Origin of the sequence: Aquabacterium sp., assembly GCF_036279675.1 — a bacterium.
Taxonomy (GTDB): Bacteria; Pseudomonadota; Gammaproteobacteria; order Burkholderiales; family Burkholderiaceae_C; genus Aquabacterium.
Genome location: NZ_DASUIS010000040.1, coordinates 18,717 through 35,669, shown reverse-complemented (window position 1 = coordinate 35,669; position 16,953 = coordinate 18,717). Strand labels below are relative to the sequence as shown.

General features: G+C 63.6%; 13 protein-coding genes and 6 tRNA genes. All 19 read right to left on the bottom strand.

All coding sequences use genetic code 11. The features are described 5' to 3' along the window. Positions 1 to 4: 4 nt before the first annotated feature. The 19 genes from VFW93_RS04475 to VFW93_RS04385 all read right to left on the bottom strand — a co-directional run bounded on the left by VFW93_RS04475 (position 5) and on the right by VFW93_RS04385 (position 16,555). Positions 5 to 496 (bottom strand): group II truncated hemoglobin, encoded by a 492-nt coding sequence (locus VFW93_RS04475; RefSeq protein WP_329692782.1) that lies wholly within the window; start codon positions 494 to 496, stop codon positions 5 to 7. Between the two features lie 237 nt (positions 497 to 733). Next, positions 734 to 810, bottom strand: a tRNA-Asp gene (locus VFW93_RS04470). A 50-nt stretch (positions 811 to 860) separates the two neighbouring features. Then, positions 861 to 936 (bottom strand) — tRNA-Glu (locus VFW93_RS04465). A gap of 55 nt (positions 937 to 991) precedes the next feature. After that, positions 992 to 1,067: transfer RNA gene (locus VFW93_RS04460), tRNA-Ala, on the bottom strand. A 97-nt stretch (positions 1,068 to 1,164) separates the two neighbouring features. Then, positions 1,165 to 1,241, bottom strand: a tRNA-Asp gene (locus VFW93_RS04455). Positions 1,242 to 1,304: 63 nt separating this feature from the next. Then, a tRNA-Glu gene (locus tag VFW93_RS04450) sits at positions 1,305 to 1,380 on the bottom strand. A 78-nt stretch (positions 1,381 to 1,458) separates the two neighbouring features. Further along, positions 1,459 to 1,534: transfer RNA gene (locus VFW93_RS04445), tRNA-Ala, on the bottom strand. A gap of 164 nt (positions 1,535 to 1,698) precedes the next feature. Next, positions 1,699 to 3,135, bottom strand: coding sequence for a glutamate--tRNA ligase (gene gltX, locus VFW93_RS04440; protein WP_329692781.1), 1,437 nt, complete (start codon positions 3,133 to 3,135; stop codon positions 1,699 to 1,701). Further along, complete coding sequence (locus VFW93_RS04435; RefSeq protein ID WP_329692780.1) at positions 3,132 to 4,388, bottom strand: O-succinylhomoserine sulfhydrylase; 1,257 nt, start codon at positions 4,386 to 4,388, stop codon at positions 3,132 to 3,134. The genes gltX and VFW93_RS04435 overlap by 4 nt, the downstream gene beginning before the upstream one ends. Before the next feature lie 60 nt (positions 4,389 to 4,448). Next, positions 4,449 to 5,975 carry an amidophosphoribosyltransferase gene (gene purF / locus VFW93_RS04430; protein ID WP_329692779.1) on the bottom strand — a complete coding sequence of 509 codons (1,527 nt, stop codon included), beginning with the start codon at positions 5,973 to 5,975 and terminating at the stop codon, positions 4,449 to 4,451. Between the two features lie 24 nt (positions 5,976 to 5,999). Then, positions 6,000 to 6,527, bottom strand: a complete 528-nt coding sequence (locus VFW93_RS04425) for a CvpA family protein (RefSeq protein WP_329692778.1) — start codon at positions 6,525 to 6,527, stop codon at positions 6,000 to 6,002. Positions 6,528 to 6,558: 31 nt separating this feature from the next. Next, positions 6,559 to 7,467 (bottom strand): SPOR domain-containing protein, encoded by a 909-nt coding sequence (locus VFW93_RS04420; protein WP_329692777.1) that lies wholly within the window; start codon positions 7,465 to 7,467, stop codon positions 6,559 to 6,561. A 37-nt stretch (positions 7,468 to 7,504) separates the two neighbouring features. Beyond that, positions 7,505 to 8,884 (bottom strand): bifunctional tetrahydrofolate synthase/dihydrofolate synthase, encoded by a 1,380-nt coding sequence (folC, locus tag VFW93_RS04415; protein WP_329692776.1) that lies wholly within the window; start codon positions 8,882 to 8,884, stop codon positions 7,505 to 7,507. A 170-nt stretch (positions 8,885 to 9,054) separates the two neighbouring features. After that, positions 9,055 to 9,930, bottom strand: a complete 876-nt coding sequence (gene accD, locus VFW93_RS04410; protein ID WP_290678636.1) for an acetyl-CoA carboxylase, carboxyltransferase subunit beta — start codon at positions 9,928 to 9,930, stop codon at positions 9,055 to 9,057. A 2-nt stretch (positions 9,931 to 9,932) separates the two neighbouring features. Next, positions 9,933 to 10,754 carry a tryptophan synthase subunit alpha gene (gene trpA, locus VFW93_RS04405; RefSeq protein ID WP_329692825.1) on the bottom strand — a complete coding sequence of 274 codons (822 nt, stop codon included), beginning with the start codon at positions 10,752 to 10,754 and terminating at the stop codon, positions 9,933 to 9,935. A gap of 17 nt (positions 10,755 to 10,771) precedes the next feature. Beyond that, on the bottom strand, positions 10,772 to 12,019 hold the full coding sequence (gene trpB / locus VFW93_RS04400; RefSeq protein ID WP_329692775.1) for a tryptophan synthase subunit beta: 1,248 nt from the start codon (positions 12,017 to 12,019) through the stop codon (positions 10,772 to 10,774). Between the two features lie 58 nt (positions 12,020 to 12,077). Beyond that, on the bottom strand, positions 12,078 to 12,734 hold the full coding sequence (locus VFW93_RS04395; RefSeq protein WP_329692774.1) for a phosphoribosylanthranilate isomerase: 657 nt from the start codon (positions 12,732 to 12,734) through the stop codon (positions 12,078 to 12,080). Between the two features lie 149 nt (positions 12,735 to 12,883). Continuing rightward, positions 12,884 to 13,771 (bottom strand): tRNA pseudouridine(38-40) synthase TruA, encoded by an 888-nt coding sequence (gene truA, locus VFW93_RS04390; RefSeq protein WP_329692773.1) that lies wholly within the window; start codon positions 13,769 to 13,771, stop codon positions 12,884 to 12,886. A gap of 6 nt (positions 13,772 to 13,777) precedes the next feature. After that, a complete protein-coding gene (locus VFW93_RS04385) occupies positions 13,778 to 16,555 on the bottom strand; it encodes a FimV/HubP family polar landmark protein (protein WP_329692772.1) in 2,778 nt (925 codons plus the stop codon). Positions 16,556 to 16,953: the final 398 nt, after the last annotated feature.

Genomic DNA, 16,953 nt, shown 5'->3' with positions numbered 1-16,953 from the left:
GGGATCAACTGCGGGAGCTGTGCGGTGCAGCCACCACACCCGGCTGGACCTCGCGAGGCCGCCCGGGGTGGGCGCGCGTCTCGCCGCCATCTTCGGTATTGCGGATGAAGTCGGCCACCTTGTAGAAGGCCGCCAGCAACTCCTCGCGCAAGCCCTGATCCGGGCAGACTTCGTCCAGCGCCTGGCGCATGCACGCCATCCAGGCATCACGTGCCGCCGAGTCCAGCGCAAATGGCTGATGGCGCCGCCGCAGCATGGGGGCACCGCGGTCTGGCGTGTAGAGCTTGGGGCCGCCCATCCACTCGCTGAGGTACTTGACCAGCACGGCTTTCGTGGCACGCAGATCAGGCTCGTGCATGGCCCGGATGGTGGCGGCCTCGGGCAAGGTGTCCATCGCGCGGTAGAACGCGTCAACCAGGCGCACGATCTGCTCGTGTCCGCCGATGCGGGCGAAATGCGGATTGGGCTGCGACGGGGCGATGGTGGGGGCAGTCATACCCGATGCATCGCAACTGTTGTACCAAGCCGGTTTGCGTGCCGCCGAATCGGGCGATATGGGGCATTTCCCCTGGGGCGGCGGGCTGATGCCTGACTTTTTGCCCTTGTCGGGCATGCACAGGCACCCAGCAGTTTTGTCGGCTTTCCCACAAAGCCCACGCAAGGTGAAGCGCAAACGCAAAGGAGCTCGCCATGCAAAAAGCCCTGACGCTTGCGCATCAGGGCTTTGCATTTTTGGCGGAGTGGACGGGACTCGAACCCGCGACCCCCGGCGTGACAGGCCGGTATTCTAACCAACTGAACTACCACTCCGCAGTGGCAGACGACTTCGATTGCACATGCAACCCAAGCGCCGTCAAACTTGGCGTCCCCTAGGGGATTCGAACCCCTGTAGTCACCGTGAAAGGGTGGTGTCCTAGGCCTCTAGACGAAGGGGACTGAAACTACATCAAACCTGAAACCGACTCCGTGCCAACCTGACGCCACCTTGTGATGGTGGAGGTAAGCGGGATCGAACCGCTGACCTCTTGCATGCCATGCAAGCGCTCTCCCAGCTGAGCTAGACCCCCATCGCGTCTTTCGACCACGGCAGGGCGCCAAACCGGCACCGAGACTGTTTCGTTTTCGGACTTTGCTGTGTCACCAGCAAGGCCCATTCAAAGAGCTTGGCGGAGTGGACGGGACTCGAACCCGCGACCCCCGGCGTGACAGGCCGGTATTCTAACCAACTGAACTACCACTCCGCAGTGGTTTAACTAACCTGACAACTGCGCTGATCCTGCGATCAGCCAAGTGCTGTCAAAACTTGGCGTCCCCTAGGGGATTCGAACCCCTGTAGTCACCGTGAAAGGGTGGTGTCCTAGGCCTCTAGACGAAGGGGACTGAATTCCTTCATACAACCTGATCGACGCTCGACTCGGCAACACTGCAACCAGACCACCGCTGCAACTTTTGGTTGCTTGGTGGAGGTAAGCGGGATCGAACCGCTGACCTCTTGCATGCCATGCAAGCGCTCTCCCAGCTGAGCTATACCCCCTTGTGAATTCGACCTTGCGATCTGCATCTTCGGGTTGCCCGGCTGCTTTGTCGTTTCGAACAAAGCGTCGTTCAAGCGAGACTGAGAGTATATACCGATTTCTACGTTTTACGCAAGTTGACGCTTTTTTTTAACGTCGATTGCGCGAGGCTCGGCCAAACGGCTCAAGCCCGCAGGCGGTTGATCACGGTTTCACGCTCGAACAAGGCCAGCACGGCATCCACGGATGGCGTCTGGGCGCGGCCACACACCAGCAGGCGCACGGGAATGGCCAGTTGCGGCATCTTGATGCCAAACTCGCCGATGGTGTCCTTGATGGCCTGGTTGATGGCGGCCTTCTCCCATGCAACCGTCTCCAGGCGCGTGGCCAGGGCAGCGATGGCAGGCTTGACGGCGTCGGTCACTTGCGCCGCCAGTTCTTCCGCGGGTGCGGCGACCGGCGCGACGTACATGCCCAGCCAGTCGGCCAGCTCCACCGTGGTGGCGCAACGGTCCTTGAACAACGCGCACATGGCTGGCAGCTTGTCGCCAGACTGCAACTCAGCCGGCACCGCGGTGCCGCGCCTGGCCCACTGCTCGCGCACCAGCGTGGCCAGCAAGGCGTCATCCGCAGTCTTCATGTGCTGCTGGGCCACCCAGCGCAGCTTGGCTTCGTCGAACTGGCCGGCGCTCTTGCCCAGGTGATCCAGGTTGAACCACTCGATCAGTTGCGCACGCGAGAAGATCTCATCGTCACCGTGGCTCCAGCCCAGGCGCGCCAGGTAGTTCACGATGGCATCGGCCAGATAGCCCTCGTCACGATACTGCGTGACAGCCTTGGCGCCATGGCGCTTGCTCATCTTCTCGCCCTGCTCGTTGAGCACGGTGGGCAAGTGGGCGTACACGGGTGGCTCCTGGCCGAGTGCGCGCAGGATGTTGATCTGGCGAGGCGTGTTGTTGACATGGTCGTCGCCACGGATCACGTGCGTGATGCCCATGTCCATGTCATCGACGACGACGCAGAAATTGTAGGTAGGCGTGCCCACGATGGAGTCGGAGCCCTCGGCAGCCGGGCGCGCAATCACCAGGTCATCGAGCTCATCGTTGCTGATCTCGATGCGGCCCTTGACCTTGTCTTCCCACACCACCGAACCGCCTTGTGGGTTCTTGAAGCGCAGCACGGGCTTCACGCCAGCGGGCACGGGCGGCAGGGTCTTGCCGGGCTCGGGGCGCCAGGTGCCGTCGTAGCGAGGCTTTTCCTTGTTCGCCATCTGGCGTTCTCGCAGGGCGTCCAGCTCGGCCGAAGACATGTAGCAGGGATAGACCAGGCCCTTGTCCAGCATCTCCTGCACGACCTGCTTGTAGCGGTCCATGCGCTGCATCTGGTAGAACGGACCTTCGTCGTGGTTCAGGCCCAGCCACTGCATGCATTCGAGGATCACGTCCACGGCAGCCTGCGAAGAGCGCTCCTCATCGGTGTCTTCAATGCGCAGAATGAACACGCCCTGGTTGGCGCGCGCAAAAGCCCATGGATACAGGGCCGAGCGGATGTTGCCCAGGTGGATGAAGCCGGTGGGCGACGGGGCAAACCGGGTGCGGACTGGGGTGCGAACTTGTGTCATACGTGCAGGCTGTCAAGACCACGGGCCAGATCGGCCGTGAGGTCGTCAATGTGTTCCAGGCCGACCGAGATGCGGATCATGCCCTGGGTGATGCCGGCAGCCAGGCGCTGCTCTTCGGCGAGTCGGCCATGCGAGGTGCTGGCCGGATGGGTGATGAGGGTCTTGGTGTCGCCCAGGTTGGCCGTGATGGAACACAGGCGCGTGTGATCGATCACATGGAAGGCTGCCTTGCGCAAGGTGGCCGCATCGGCGCCCTGCCCGGCCTTGACCGTGAAGGACACCACAGCACCACCACAACCGCTTTGCTGCTTCATCGCCAGTTCGTGCTGGGGATGGCTGGGCAGGCCCGGGTAGTACACCGTGTCCACAGCAGGCTGCTTCTCCAGCCATTGCGCCAGCTTCATGGCGTTGGCGCTTTGCGCCGCCATGCGGATGGCCAGTGTCTCCAGGCCCTTGAGCACGATCCAGGCGTTGAACGGTGACAGGCTCATGCCCGCACCACGCATCACCGGCATGAAGGTACCGTTGATGAGCTTGTCGCTGCCGCAGATGGCGCCGGCCAGCACACGGCCCTGACCGTCGAGGTACTTGGTGCCGGAGTGGATGACGAGGTCGGCCCCCATCTTCACGGGCTGCTGGATGGCTGGCGTGCAGAAGCAGTTGTCCACGGCCAGCAAGGCGCCATGGGCATGGGCGATATCGGCCAGGGCCTGGATGTCGCACACCTCCGTGAGCGGGTTGCTGGGTGTTTCGGCAAACAGCAGCTTGGTGTTGGGCTTGATGGCCGCGCGCCACTCGCCAAGATCGGTCTGAGACACAAAGGTGGTCTCGACACCGAACTTGCCGAACTCGCGCTCGAACAGCACGATGGTGGCGCCAAACACGCTGCGCGAGCAGATCACATGGTCACCCGCCTTGAGCAGGCCCATGATCATCAGCAGGATGGCGCTCATGCCGCTGGCGGTACCAATGGCCGCCTCGGTGCCTTCGAGCGCAGCCAGGCGGCGCTCGAACATCATCGTGGTCGGGTTGGTGAAGCGGCTGTAGACGAAGGCTTCTTCTTCGTTGGCAAAACGAGCCGCCGCCGTCGCTGCATCGGGGTGCGTGAAGCTGCTGGTCAGAAACAGCGCTTCGGAGTTCTCACCCCAGGGCGAAGCAGGCAGGCCCTCGCGCACCGCCAGGGTCTCGATGCGGGCATCGGCTGGCAGTGCCTTGCGAGGCAGTGTTTTTTTCTTGGATTCAGATTGGGCCATGCGGCCTCCTATCGGCCTGGCCGCCAAAGCGGCTCGGCCTTCTCTGTCGATCAACGAGGATCAGTCTGGACGGTTCTGCAAGGCCAGGCGCGAGTTGGACGCATCGTCCTCACCCTTTTGCGTCAGGCGTTGCGACTCGATGGCAGCGAAGTCAGCGGCACTCACGTCACCGGTGATGTAGATGCCATCGAAGCAGGAAGCCTCAAAACCCTTGATGGCCGGGTTGAGCTTGCCCACGACCTTCTTCATCGCGTCCACATCCTGATAGATCAGGGCGTCGGCACCGATGATCTGACGGATGTCTTCCAGCGTGCGGCCATGGGCCACCAGTTCGGCCTTGGTCGGCATGTCGATGCCGTACACATTGGGGAAGCGCACGGGTGGCGCAGCCGAAGCCAGGTACACCTTGTTGGCGCCGGCTTCGCGGGCCATCTGCACGATTTCCTTGGACGTGGTGCCACGCACGATGGAGTCATCCACCAGCAACACGTTGCGGCCCTTGAACTCCATGCCGATGGCATTGAGCTTCTGGCGCACGGACTTCTTGCGCACGCCCTGGCCCGGCATGATGAAGGTGCGGCCCACGTAGCGGTTCTTCACGAAGCCTTCGCGATAAGGCTTGCCCAGCTTCTGCGCCAGCTGCATCGCCGAAGGACGGCTGGATTCGGGGATGGGGATGACCACGTCGATTTCAGACGGCGGCATGGTCGAGATCACGCGCTGCGCCAGGGTCTCCCCCATCTCCAGTCGAGCCTGATAGACCGACACGCCATCGATGACCGAATCGGGACGGGCCAGGTACACGAACTCGAACATGCAGGGATTGAGCACGGTGTTGTCGGCGCACTGCTCGGCGTGGACCACGCCGTCCAGGTCGATGAACAAGGCTTCGCCCGGCTGCACATCACGCACGAAGCGGTGGCTGGTGCCTTCCAGCGCGACAGACTCGCTGGCCACCATGACCTCACGACCTTCCGGCAGATCGGCCTCGCCATAGCACATGGGTCGGATGCCATAAGGGTCACGGAAGGCCACCAGACCATAGCCGGCGATCAGGCAGATCACGGCATAGGAGCCCTTGATGCGCTTGTGCACGGCACGCACGGCGGTGAACACGGCAGCAGGCGTCAGCGGCAGTTCACGGCCAGCCAGCTCCAGCTCGTGGGCAAACACGTTGAGCAGCACTTCGGTGTCGCTGTCGGTGTTGAGGTGGCGGCGGTCGATGTCGAACAGCTCCTTGCGCAGGGCATGGGCGTTCGTCAGGTTACCGTTGTGCACCAGCACCAGGCCGAAAGGCGCATTCACGTAGAAAGGCTGGGCCTCTTCTTCATTGAAGGCATTGCCTGCGGTTGGATAACGCACCTGACCCAGGCCAGCGGTACCCGGCAGGGCACGCATGTCACGGGTTCGGAAAACGTCCTTCACCATCCCGCGCGCCTTGTGCATGAAGAACTTGCGACCGTGCGCATCAGGGCCTGCCGTCACGATGCCGGCTGCGTCCTGACCACGGTGCTGCAACAGCAACAGCGCGTCATAGATCAGTTGATTGACGGGCGTCTTGGAAATCACACCAACGATGCCGCACATGGGTTCACCTCTTGCAAATCAAACTCAAAAATCGGACGGCTGCTCGGGCAGGAACTTGATCACCTGCTCGGGCAACACGGGGCGAAGCCCCTTCAACATCACCTGCATCCACGCGACACCGCGCGATGCCTGCCAGCTTGGCCACTTGGCCACCGGTGTCATGCCCACCAGGGTCACGACCACCAGCGCCACGACCACGCCGCGCATCAAACCAAATCCCGCGCCCAGCACACGGTCAGGCGCGCTCAAGGCCGAGGCCCTCACCACCTGCGTGATGGCCCACGATATCAGCGCCCACCCCAACCAGGCGAGGACAAAAACCACGATCATCCCGGCCAGCACGTTCAGGCGCTGCCCTGGTTGACCAATCGGCAGCAGCGAGCCCATCTCGGCCCCGAACCACTGCGCCAGAAAATACGACACACCCCAGCCCGCCAGCGACAGCATCTCCGTCACCAGGCCACGCCAGGCCCCCACCACCATCGACAGGCCCAGCCCGACCAGCAGGACCAGGTCAGGCAGGGTCCAGGCATAGGCCGCCGTCTCGGTCACACCGTCCACCTTGCGCGCACCTTTCGCACGGTCACAAGGTCAGCACGGCGCCACTCAAGCCAGCCTTGCGCAGCGTGGCCATGGCCTTGTCGGCCTCGGCCTTGTCTGCGTAAGGGCCCATGCGGACACGAATGCGTTTGCCGGCAGGTGTGTCCACCTGCTGGGTGTAAGTCTTGAGACCCAGACGCTCGACCTTCATGCGGGCTTCGTGGGCGGTGTTCACATCAGCAAAGGCGCCGAACTGCACGACATAGCGGGTCGGGGTCTTGTCCTTGTCGGCAGGCTTGTCAGCCGGCTTGTCGGACTTGGCGGGTGCCTTTGCCACATCCTTGGCTGGCGTCCTGGCTGCGTCCTTGCCAGCGGCTGGCTTGGTCGTGTCCTTGTCCTTCGCCACCACCTTGGGCGCGTCTTTGGCCTTGTCCTTCGCGCCGTCCTTGGCCCCATCCTTCACCTGAGGCTTGGACGCAGGCTTGTCCGCCACCTTGGATGGCTCCGAGCGCGAAGCTGCTTCACGCGGCGCAGCAGGCTCATCCACCACCTGCTCGGCCGGCTCGGAACGGCGCTGACCAGCGGCCGGCGCGGCTTCATCTTGCGAGGAGGCCGGGGCCTGAGGCTCGACGATGTTGGACACGGCCACCCTGCCCGCCACACTGCGCGGCGAACGAGGCGCGGCCACACCGCTGATCTGCACGTCGCCGCCAGCCTCGCTGGCACCCTGCACGATCTGCACGTCTGGCGACATGGACCGCGGCTGGGTCTCGAACAACCAGGGGAAGCCGATCACACCTGCGCCCACCAGCACCACCATGCCCACCAGACGGCGGCGCGCGCGGGCCCGCGTGGCCTCCACGTCAGACGGCGTCAGGGGTACGGCATCGGACGCACCCTGGCCCGACGAGGACTTTCGGCGAAAGCGCTGGAGAAACGAAGGCAGCGGCATGCTCGGTGGTGGGCTGAAATGAACGGCGGTGACTCGATCAGGCCCCAGGCATGTGAGGTGCGTTCAGCTTGGGCAAGCCGTCGTGCAAGACACCACCTACGGTATAGAAAGAGCCAAAGACCACGATTCTATCCGTGGGGTCCGCTGCCGCCAGCGCCGCCTTGAGCGCGGCCATGGGATCTGCATGGGTCGACACGGTCGCCTTGGGCGCCGTTGCCATAGGTTTTGCAGACATTTCAGCCTCGATCGCCTGCTTGAGTTGCTCGGCGGTGGCGGCGCGCGCCGTGGGCAGATCACAGCAGTACCAGGCGTCCACCAGCGGGCGCAGCTTGCTGATCATGCCGGCGGCATCCTTGTCGGCCATGGCCCCCCAGACCACATGCGTGCGCGGGAAAAAGCCCATCTGGTCCAGGTTGACGGCCAGGGTCGCGGCGGCATGCGGGTTGTGGGCCACATCCAGAATCAGTGTGGGCTGCCCCGGGATGATCTGGAAGCGCCCGGGCAATTCGACTGTGGCCAGGCCGGTGCGCACGGCCTGCGCCGATACCGGCAGGCGGTTGCGCATGGCTTCCAGGGCCGCCAGCACGCCCGAGGCATTGAGCAACTGATTGGCACCACGCAAGGCCGGATAGGCCATGCCATTGAAACGCTTGTTGCGCCCCCCCCAGGACCATTGCTGGCGATCGCCCGCGTAGTTGTGATCACGCCCGAACAACCACAGGTCGGCGCCCAGTTGTGTGGCATGGTCCACCACGCTTTGCGGCGGCTGTGGATCCGACACCACCGCAGGGCGCCCGGCACGCATGATGCCGGCCTTCTCGCGGCCAATGGCTTCGCGATCGGGCCCGAGGTAGTCCATGTGGTCCAGATCGATGCTGGTGATGACGGCGCAATCGGTGTCAATGACGTTGACGGCGTCCAAGCGGCCGCCCAGCCCCACTTCCAGGATGACCGCATCCAGGCCTGAGGTGGCCAGCAGGCGCAGGATGGCCAGGGTCGTGAACTCGAAATACGTCAGCGCGGTGTCGCCCCGGGCGGCTTCAATGGCCTCGAAATGTGGCACCAGATCGGCGGCCTTGACCGGCTCACCCATGATGCGACAGCGCTCTTCAAAATGCACCAGATGCGGCGAGCCATACACGCCCGTCTTGAAGCCCGCGTTCAGCAGGATGCCTTCGAGCATGGCGCAGGTCGAGCCCTTGCCGTTGGTGCCGGCTACCGTGAACACCACAGGCCCCTCCAGGCCCTCTTCCTCGCGTCCCAGGGGCGTGCCCAGGGTGATGCCTGCGCGCTGCCAGACCTGCCCCACCCGCTCCAGGCCCATGTCGATGGTGACGGGATGCAGGCGCTCGCAGTGCGACAACCAGGCATCCAGGGTGCGAGGAGAGTTGGCGGCGGTGTCAGAAGACTGGCTCATGGGGATATCGACCACGTGGGGGCGCAAACTGGGAAAGCAATCGCTCGAACAAAAAACAAAACGGGCTGCATCCAAGCGCAGCCCGCATGTTGAAACCAGATGGATCAGTTTGCTCGCCTGGGGTCAATCCAGGGGCCAACCGACAACTGGCTCAAAGAGACATCACACCATCAGGCAGCCACTGCATCGGCAGGTTGACGCGTCAGGATCGCCAACTGGCGCGCAATCGCCATGCGCAGTTCGCGGCGGTCGATGATCATGTCCAGACCACCCTTCTGCATCAGGAACTCGGCGCGCTGGAAGCCCTCCGGCAACACTTCGCGCACGGTGTTCTCGATCACGCGAGGGCCTGCAAAGCCGATCAGCGCCTTGGGCTCGGCAATCACCACATCGCCCATGAAGGCGAACGAGGCCGACACACCGCCCATGGTCGGGTCAGTCAGCACGCTGATGTAGGGCAGCCTGGCTTTGGCCAGGCGCGTCAAGGCGGCGTTGGTCTTGGCCATCTGCATCAGGCTCAGCAGGCCTTCCTGCATGCGGGCGCCGCCCGTGGCCGTGAACGAGATGAACGGGGTCTTCTGGTCGACCGCGGCCTCGACGCCACGCACGAAGCGCTCGCCCACCACGGAGCCCATGGAACCGCCCATGAAGTCGAATTCAAAGCAGGCCGCCACCACGGGAATGCTGTGCACCGAGCCACCCATCACGATCAGCGCATCGGTCTCGCCGGTGGCCTCCATGCCTTGCTTGAGGCGATCGGGGTACTTCTTGTTGTCGCGGAACTTCAGTGCGTCGACCGGCAGCACTTCCTGGCCCAGCTCATAGCGGCCTTCGGCATCCAGGAACGCGTCCAGACGGGCACGGGCGCCAATGCGGTGATGGTGGCCGCACTTGGGGCACACGTTCACATTGGCTTCCAGGTCGTTCTTGTAGAGCACCGTTTCACAAGACGGGCACTTGACCCACAGCCCTTCCGGCACCGAACGACGCTCGGACGGGTCGGTCGGTTGAATCTTCGGGGGCAGCAGCTTTTCGAGCCAACTCATGTTCAGTTTCCTTTCAAGGAATCAAGCGCCGCACGGATTTCAGCGATGAAATCACGCCCGGCAGCCACCACCGTGTCCGGGGTCTGCGTTTCCAGCAACTGGACGATACGCGAACCGATCACGACGGCGTCCGACACAGCAGCCACCGCCTTGGCAGTCTCTGCATCACGGATACCAAAACCCACACCCACCGGCACGCTTACATGCTTGCGGATGCGGGGCACCATGTCGGCCACGGCCGCGGTATCCAGGTGACCCGCACCCGTCACGCCCTTGAGCGACACGTAATACACATAACCAGCCGCCACACGGCCCACATCGGCCATGCGCTGCTCGGAAGACGTTGGCGCCAGCAAGAAGATCGGAGCCAGATCGGCCGCCTTCAAGCGGGCCGCAAACTCCTGGCACTCTTCAGGCGGGTAGTCCACCACCAGCACGCCATCCACGCCGGCCGCCTTGGCATCACGCACAAAGCTGCCTGCGCCATGGTGCAGGTCATAACATTCGATCGGGTTGGCATAGCCCATCAGCACGACGGGTGTGTCGGCATTCTGCGCGCGGAAGGCCTTCACATCGGCCAACACATGGGTCAGCGAGATGCCCTTGAGCAGGGCGCGCTCGGCCGCCTTCTGGATCACGGGGCCGTCGGCCATGGGATCAGAGAAAGGCACGCCCAACTCGATCACATCGGCACCGGCCTCGGCCATGGCCAGCATCAGCTCGACCGTCTTCTCGGGGAAGGGGTCGCCGCAGGTGATGTAGGGGATCAGCGCCTTGCGGCCTTGCTCCTTCAGCGTGGCGAAGGTCTTGTCCAGACGCGTGATCACGGTAGAAGCGGTACTCATGCTGCACCACCCTTCACGGATTGACCACGGCAGGAGGGGCGGCAGTAGAACTCCGCACCACTCAGATCGGCCACGGTGCCGATGTCCTTGTCACCACGGCCAGACAGGTTGACCAGCACATGCTGATCAGGGCGCATGGTGGCGGCCAGCTTCATGCCATAAGCCACGGCATGGCTGGATTCCAGCGCAGGGATGATGCCTTCGGTACGGCACATGCGGTGGAAGGCTTCCAGCGCTTCCTTGTCGGTGATGCCCACGTATTCCGCGCGGCCGATGTCTTTCAGGTAGGCATGCTCGGGGCCCACGCCGGGGTAGTCCAGGCCCGCCGAGATCGAGTGCGTCTCGGTGATCTGGCCGTTTTCATCCTGCAGCAGGTAGGTGCGGTTGCCATGCAGCACGCCGGGCACACCCTTTTGCAGTGACATCGAGTGCTTGCCGCTCTCGTAGCCTTCGCCAGCGGCTTCGACGCCGATCAGGCGCACGCCTTCGTGCGGGATGTAGGGATAGAAGATGCCCATGGCATTGCTGCCACCGCCCACGCAGGCGATCACGGCATCAGGCTGACGGCCGATCATCTCGGGCATCTGCTGCAGGCATTCCTCGCCGATGACGCTCTGGAAATCACGCACCATGGCCGGATAAGGGCTGGGGCCCGCCACCGTACCGATGATGTAGAAGGTGTTCTCGACATTGGTGACCCAGTCGCGCATGGCTTCGTTGAGCGCGTCTTTCAGGGTCTTGCTGCCGGACTCGACAGGGATGACCTTGGCGCCCAGCAGGTGCATGCGGTAGACGTTGGGCGACTGGCGCTTCACGTCTTCGGCACCCATGTAGACCACGCACTCCAGGCCGTAACGTGCACAGATGGTGGCCGTGGCCACGCCGTGCTGACCGGCACCGGTCTCGGCGATCACGCGGGGCTTGCCCATGCGCTTGGCCAGCAGGGCCTGACCGATCACGTTGTTGATCTTGTGCGCGCCGGTGTGGTTGAGGTCTTCGCGCTTGAAATAGATCTGCGCACCACCCACTTCGCGGCTCAGGCGATCAGCGTGGTAGATCGGGCTGGGGCGGCCCACGAAGTGCTTCAACTCACGGCGGAACTCGGCCTGGAAGTCGGCATCGTGGCGATAGTGCTCGTAGACGTTCTTCAGTTCATCCAGGGCGTAGATCAGGGTCTCGGAGACAAAGGTGCCGCCGTAAGGCCCAAAGTGGCCCTTGGCATCGGGCTGGTCGTATTTCAGCATGTCACTCTCATTGAACTCACCATGCGGGGCGACACCATTTCAGGTGAAGGCTCCGCCCTCATGCGGCTTCGGCACATTGCCGATCGGCCGCCCGCACGGCCTGACAGAACTGGCGCATCAGCGCGGCATCCTTGATGCCCTTGGCTGCTTCCACACCAGAACTCACATCCACGGCCCATGGCCGCAAGCTGATGACCCCATCCTTCACATTGCCCAGGTTCAAACCACCCGAGAGGATCATGGGTCTGGACAGCTGTTTTGGCAACAGGGACCAGTCAAATACCTTGCCTCCCCCACCGTAGCCCTCGACGTGAGCATCCACTAACATCGCTTGAGCCGACGGGTAAGACAGGGCGAAGTCTAACAAATCGAAACCGGGGGCCATCCGGGCAGCCCGGACATAGGGGCGCGCAGCCGCCTCGCACTGGGCGGGCGTCTCGTCGCCATGGAACTGGAGCAAGGCGTTGGGCACGGCCTGCAGGGCCTGGTCCAGCAGTTCGCCGCTGGCATTGACCAGCAGCACCACCGGTGTGACGTAGGGCGGGAGTCGACGTGCCAATTCGCCAGCGCGTGCGGCCGTCACATAGCGGGGGCTTTTGTCGTAAACCACAAAACCGATCGCATCGGCTCCCGCCTCGACGGCGGCGTCCACATCGGCTTCGCGGGTCAGTCCGCAAATCTTGATGCGGGTTCGGTGTTCAGGGGACAGGGACATCCAGGCAGAAAGGCTGGCTGGCAGCCCGTCGGTGTCAATGGCGGGATTGTCTCAAAAATACGGGTAAACGCCCAGCCACCTGTTCAGGCGCCCCACCCTGCCGTGCCACTGGCGCGGATTTGACGCCGGTCTGACCAGCCAGGACGCGCTCAGGAAGGCAGCCAGTCCTGACCCGGAATCTGCTCGGGCAGGCCGAAGGCCGCGTCGTAGCGTGGCCCGAAAAAATAAAGCCCATCTGGCGAAAAGGTCGGCGCCGCCACCTTGCGGTCGCGCGCATGCAGCACCTCCCGCACCCAGGATGCCGGCTGCACACCCGTGCCGACCATGATGAGGCAACCCATGATGTTGCGGATCATGTGATGCAGGAAGGCCTTGCCTTCGAAATCGAAGCGCCAGTAAGCCGTGGGCGCGTGAGGTGGCCCGCAGCGGCGGATGCGGATCTCGCGCAACTCCTTGACCGGCGTGGGCGACTGACACATGGACGACCTGAAAGAGCTGAAATCGTGCTCGCCGATGAGGTGCTGGGCGGCCTCCAGCATGGCGTCCAGATCCAGGGGCCGAAACACCCACCCCGCCCGACCCGTTTCCAGCGCGGGGCGCACAGCCGCCTCCAGCAGCACATAGGTGTAGCGACGCCCGAGCGCACTGTTGCGGGCGTGGAAGTGCGGTGGCACCTCAGCCGCCCACTGCACCGCGATGTCCTTGGGCAGGTAGGTGTTGGTGCCGCGTACCCAGGAAAACGGCGCCCGGTCAATGTCGGTGTCGAGGTGCACCACCTGGTTGATGCCATGCACGCCCGCATCCGTGCGCCCCGCGCACAACACCTTGATGCGCTTGGTGGCGAATTCGCTGAGGGCAGCTTCCAGGGCGTCCTGCACGGTGCCGCCACCTGGCTGGCTTTGCCAACCCTTGTACGCGCACCCCAGGTAAGAAACGCCAAGGGCGACCCGGCGGGTCGCCCCTGTCAGCTCGGAGCTGTTCTGGTCTGCCGGGGAGAAGGCGCCAGGCGCCTCCAACCCCGGAGTGTCATCTTGCATGGATCATCAGCCCAGGCTGTCAAGCATGCCTTGTGCACGGGCCTTCAGGGCATCGTCCTGCGAGTTCTCCAGCACTTCCTGCAGGAGCTCGCGGGCACCGTCCACGTCACCGATCTGACGGAACTCTTCAGCCAGCTCGAACTTGCGGTTCATCGGATCCGACGACAGCGAAGAAGGCGAAGAAGCAGTGGCCGTCAGCCAGTCGTCTTCAGGAGCCGCTTCGGGCGCCGGGGCTGGTGCAGGTGCATCCAGATCCAGGCTGATGCTGCTCAGATCAAACGATGCAGGCGCGGGCGCCGGTGCTTGAGCTTCGGTGGGCACATCACCCAGGTCGAAGTCCAGGCCAGCGTCGGCAGCAGGTGCAGCAGGCGCGCCCGAGTCGATCATGGGCAGGTCCATCGGGCCTGTGTCAGCAGCAGCTGTCTTGGGCTCGATCACCGTGGTTTCGACTTCAGGCAACTCCAGAGGAGGCAGATCACCGGCTTCCGTGGTGGGCGGCGACACCGAGTCATTCACCTCGTCCAGCGGCGCTGGTGCGGAGATGTCCAGATCCAGATCAACCAGATCGGCAGGCACTTCAGCGGCAGGCTCAGGCTCCACGGGCGCCATCGGCGCAGCGACGGGCTCCAGCATGCTCGGCGCAGGCATCACGGAATGCGGAATGGTGCTGGCACCCAGCATGTCATTCGGCGTCTCGATGCTCAACGGCGCAGCAGAGGGCTGGCCACCAGGTTGGTACAGCGGATTTTCCGGATCAATGCCCAGGCCCATTTCCTGAGCCTTGGCCCAGTCTTCGCCCTGGCCACCGGTCAGGTTGTACAGCTGGGCAGCCAGTTGCTCGTAGCCCTTGGTGTCACGGCGCTTGGCATAGACCTCCAGCAGCTTGGTACGCACGGCCAGGCGATCCGGCGTGCTGCGCAAGGCTTCCTTGAGGATTTCCTCGGCTTGCAGGTCACGGCCGTAAGCCAGGTACACATCGGCCTCGGCCACGGGATCCACGTCACCGATGGCATCCAGCTGGCTGAGCGAATAGCTCATGGACGATGGGCCACCGGTCGCATCGCGGGTGTCCACGCGCTGACCACCGGATGCACCGAAGAAGGAATCGGGTTGCAGACGGCTTTCCAGGAAGGACGTCTCGCCCGTGTCGCCACGGCGACGCGAACGGAAGTACATCGCGGCACCTGCAAGCAGGGCCACAGCCGCACCACCCGCTGCCAGCAGCATGGGGTTGAGCGACTCCAGGAAGCCAGGCGCCTCGGGCTCCTGCGCGGGCGGCGGCACCGGGACAGGCAGGCTTGGGCGTGCAGAGGATGCGGCGGCCTCTGCAGCAGAAGCCTGCTCCATCGCAGCGGTCGCAGCGCTGGAAGCAGCTTCGGATGCAGCGCTGGCCACGGCTTCGGCCACGGTCGCCGATGCAGGCGTCGATGCGGCCTCCACCACAACGGGCTTGGATGGCACCGGTGCAGGTGCAGGTGCAGGTGCAGGTGCGGGTACCGGAGCAGGCGGCACCACAACGGCTGGCTTGCTAGGTGCCACCGGAGCAGGAGGCACGACCTTGGCAGGCACAGAGGCTGCCGCCGCTTTTTCCTTCAGCTTGCGCAGGTCATCCAGGTTCTTGGACAACTCGGCCACGCGGGCAGCCTCTTCCTGCTTGGCGCGACTCTTGGCCAGACGATCTTCAGCGGCAGGCTTGGCCGACGAAGACATGCCACCCTTGCTCAGGGTCAGCTTGTCAGGTGCCGGGGCCTCTGTCTGCTTCTTGTCCTGGACCTCGGCCTCGACCTTGCCCTTGGCCTGACGCTGTGGCTGCTCAGGCGCCGTGGCGGTCACGGCACCGGCCAGATGCTGGCGATAGGCGGCGAAGTCAGCGCTTTGCGCCACGATGATCTGACGGGCTTCCTCGTTGGAAACACTCTTGGCTTGCTCCGCAGTCGGCACGTTCAACACCACGCCCGACTTCAGTCGGTTCATGTTGTTGCCCAGGAAGGCTTGCGGGTTGTTGCGATACAGACCCACGAGCATCTGATCCAGCGACACACCTTGTTGAGCAGTACGGCTGGCGATGCGAGACAAGGAGTCACCCGACTTCACGCGAACCGTGCTGGGCGAAGAGCCTGTCGATGCGGATGTGCTCGACTCGGTTGGCACCACCTTGGCCGGTGCGGCGGTTTCGGCTTCAGCAGGCGTGCTCGCAGCGGCTTCAGAGGCAGCAGGCGCGGCCTTCTTGCCCTTGTTGCGCACCTTCAAGGGCTCGCTGGCTGTGGCTGAAGCCACAGGTCGGGTGGTCGTCGCGGGCTTCACCGCAGGTTCGGACGCCACAGCTGGCGCGGGAGCGGGTGCAGCCACAGCAACCGGAGCGGGAGCCGGCGCAGGCGCGGCCACAGGTGCTGGCGCATCGATCACAGGCGAGGTGGTCTGCGTGTTGGCGCGTGTGGATGGAGGATCAAACAACAGCGTGTATTCGCGAACCAGACGCCCGGAAGACCAGGACAGATCCAGGATCACGTCGACGAAGGGCTCCTGCACGGAGCGATCGCTGGTGATGCGCAGATAAGGGCGCCCGTCAGTACGACGCTGCAACACGATACGCGTGGCCGTCAGCACCTGGTTGTAGTCCACCCCAGCTGCACGATAGGTTTCCGGCGTGGCCACGCGCACTTGCAGCGAGCCCCCTTCGTCCTGCGTCAGGCTGGTGACATCGATTTCTGCTCGCAGGGGCTCACCCAGCGACGACTGCACATTCAATTTACCCAGGCCCAGCGCCCAGGCAGAAACGGGCATCACGGACGCCGCAGCGGCCAATGCAGAAAAGGCTGCGGCAGTCGCAACCTTATTCAGGGCAAATTTACTTTGGGTTTGTGGACCCGCGGACAACAAATGATCTTTCAAGGCGTCTCCCAAGTCGTCATGAGGTCGGTGTGTCGACCGATGACACGCCCGGATCGGAAAGCGACCCATAGACGTGCCAGCACCTGCAGACGGTACGCAGCAGAAAACACAATAGCATCAAGCAGATACGGTGACAAGCTCATGCAATTACTGATCTAACGCCCCCAGCGTTGAATTCAGGCCAGAAATAATGATCCCGACTTGAAACTAGGGGGGTAGATTGTCGCCCTGGGGCAACAAGCCGCGACACCGATTTTGTGACCAGACGTTGCAGGCACTTGTTGAATATG

Bases quoted from the DNA above. Each gene is read 5' to 3' on its own strand.
- VFW93_RS04475 (WP_329692782.1), bottom strand. From the start codon at position 496: ATGACTGCCCCCACCATCGCCCCGTCGCAGCCCAATCCGCATTTCGCC.
- gltX (WP_329692781.1), bottom strand. From the start codon at position 3,135: ATGACACAAGTTCGCACCCCAGTCCGCACCCGGTTTGCCCCGTCGCCC.
- VFW93_RS04435 (WP_329692780.1), bottom strand. From the start codon at position 4,388: ATGGCCCAATCTGAATCCAAGAAAAAAACACTGCCTCGCAAGGCACTG.
- purF (WP_329692779.1), bottom strand. From the start codon at position 5,975: ATGTGCGGCATCGTTGGTGTGATTTCCAAGACGCCCGTCAATCAACTG.
- VFW93_RS04420 (WP_329692777.1), bottom strand. From the start codon at position 7,467: ATGCCGCTGCCTTCGTTTCTCCAGCGCTTTCGCCGAAAGTCCTCGTCG.
- folC (WP_329692776.1), bottom strand. From the start codon at position 8,884: ATGAGCCAGTCTTCTGACACCGCCGCCAACTCTCCTCGCACCCTGGAT.
- accD (WP_290678636.1), bottom strand. From the start codon at position 9,930: ATGAGTTGGCTCGAAAAGCTGCTGCCCCCGAAGATTCAACCGACCGAC.
- trpB (WP_329692775.1), bottom strand. From the start codon at position 12,019: ATGCTGAAATACGACCAGCCCGATGCCAAGGGCCACTTTGGGCCTTAC.
- VFW93_RS04395 (WP_329692774.1), bottom strand. From the start codon at position 12,734: ATGTCCCTGTCCCCTGAACACCGAACCCGCATCAAGATTTGCGGACTG.
- truA (WP_329692773.1), bottom strand. From the start codon at position 13,771: ATGCAAGATGACACTCCGGGGTTGGAGGCGCCTGGCGCCTTCTCCCCG.
- VFW93_RS04385 (WP_329692772.1), bottom strand. From the start codon at position 16,555: ATGCCCGTTTCTGCCTGGGCGCTGGGCCTGGGTAAATTGAATGTGCAG.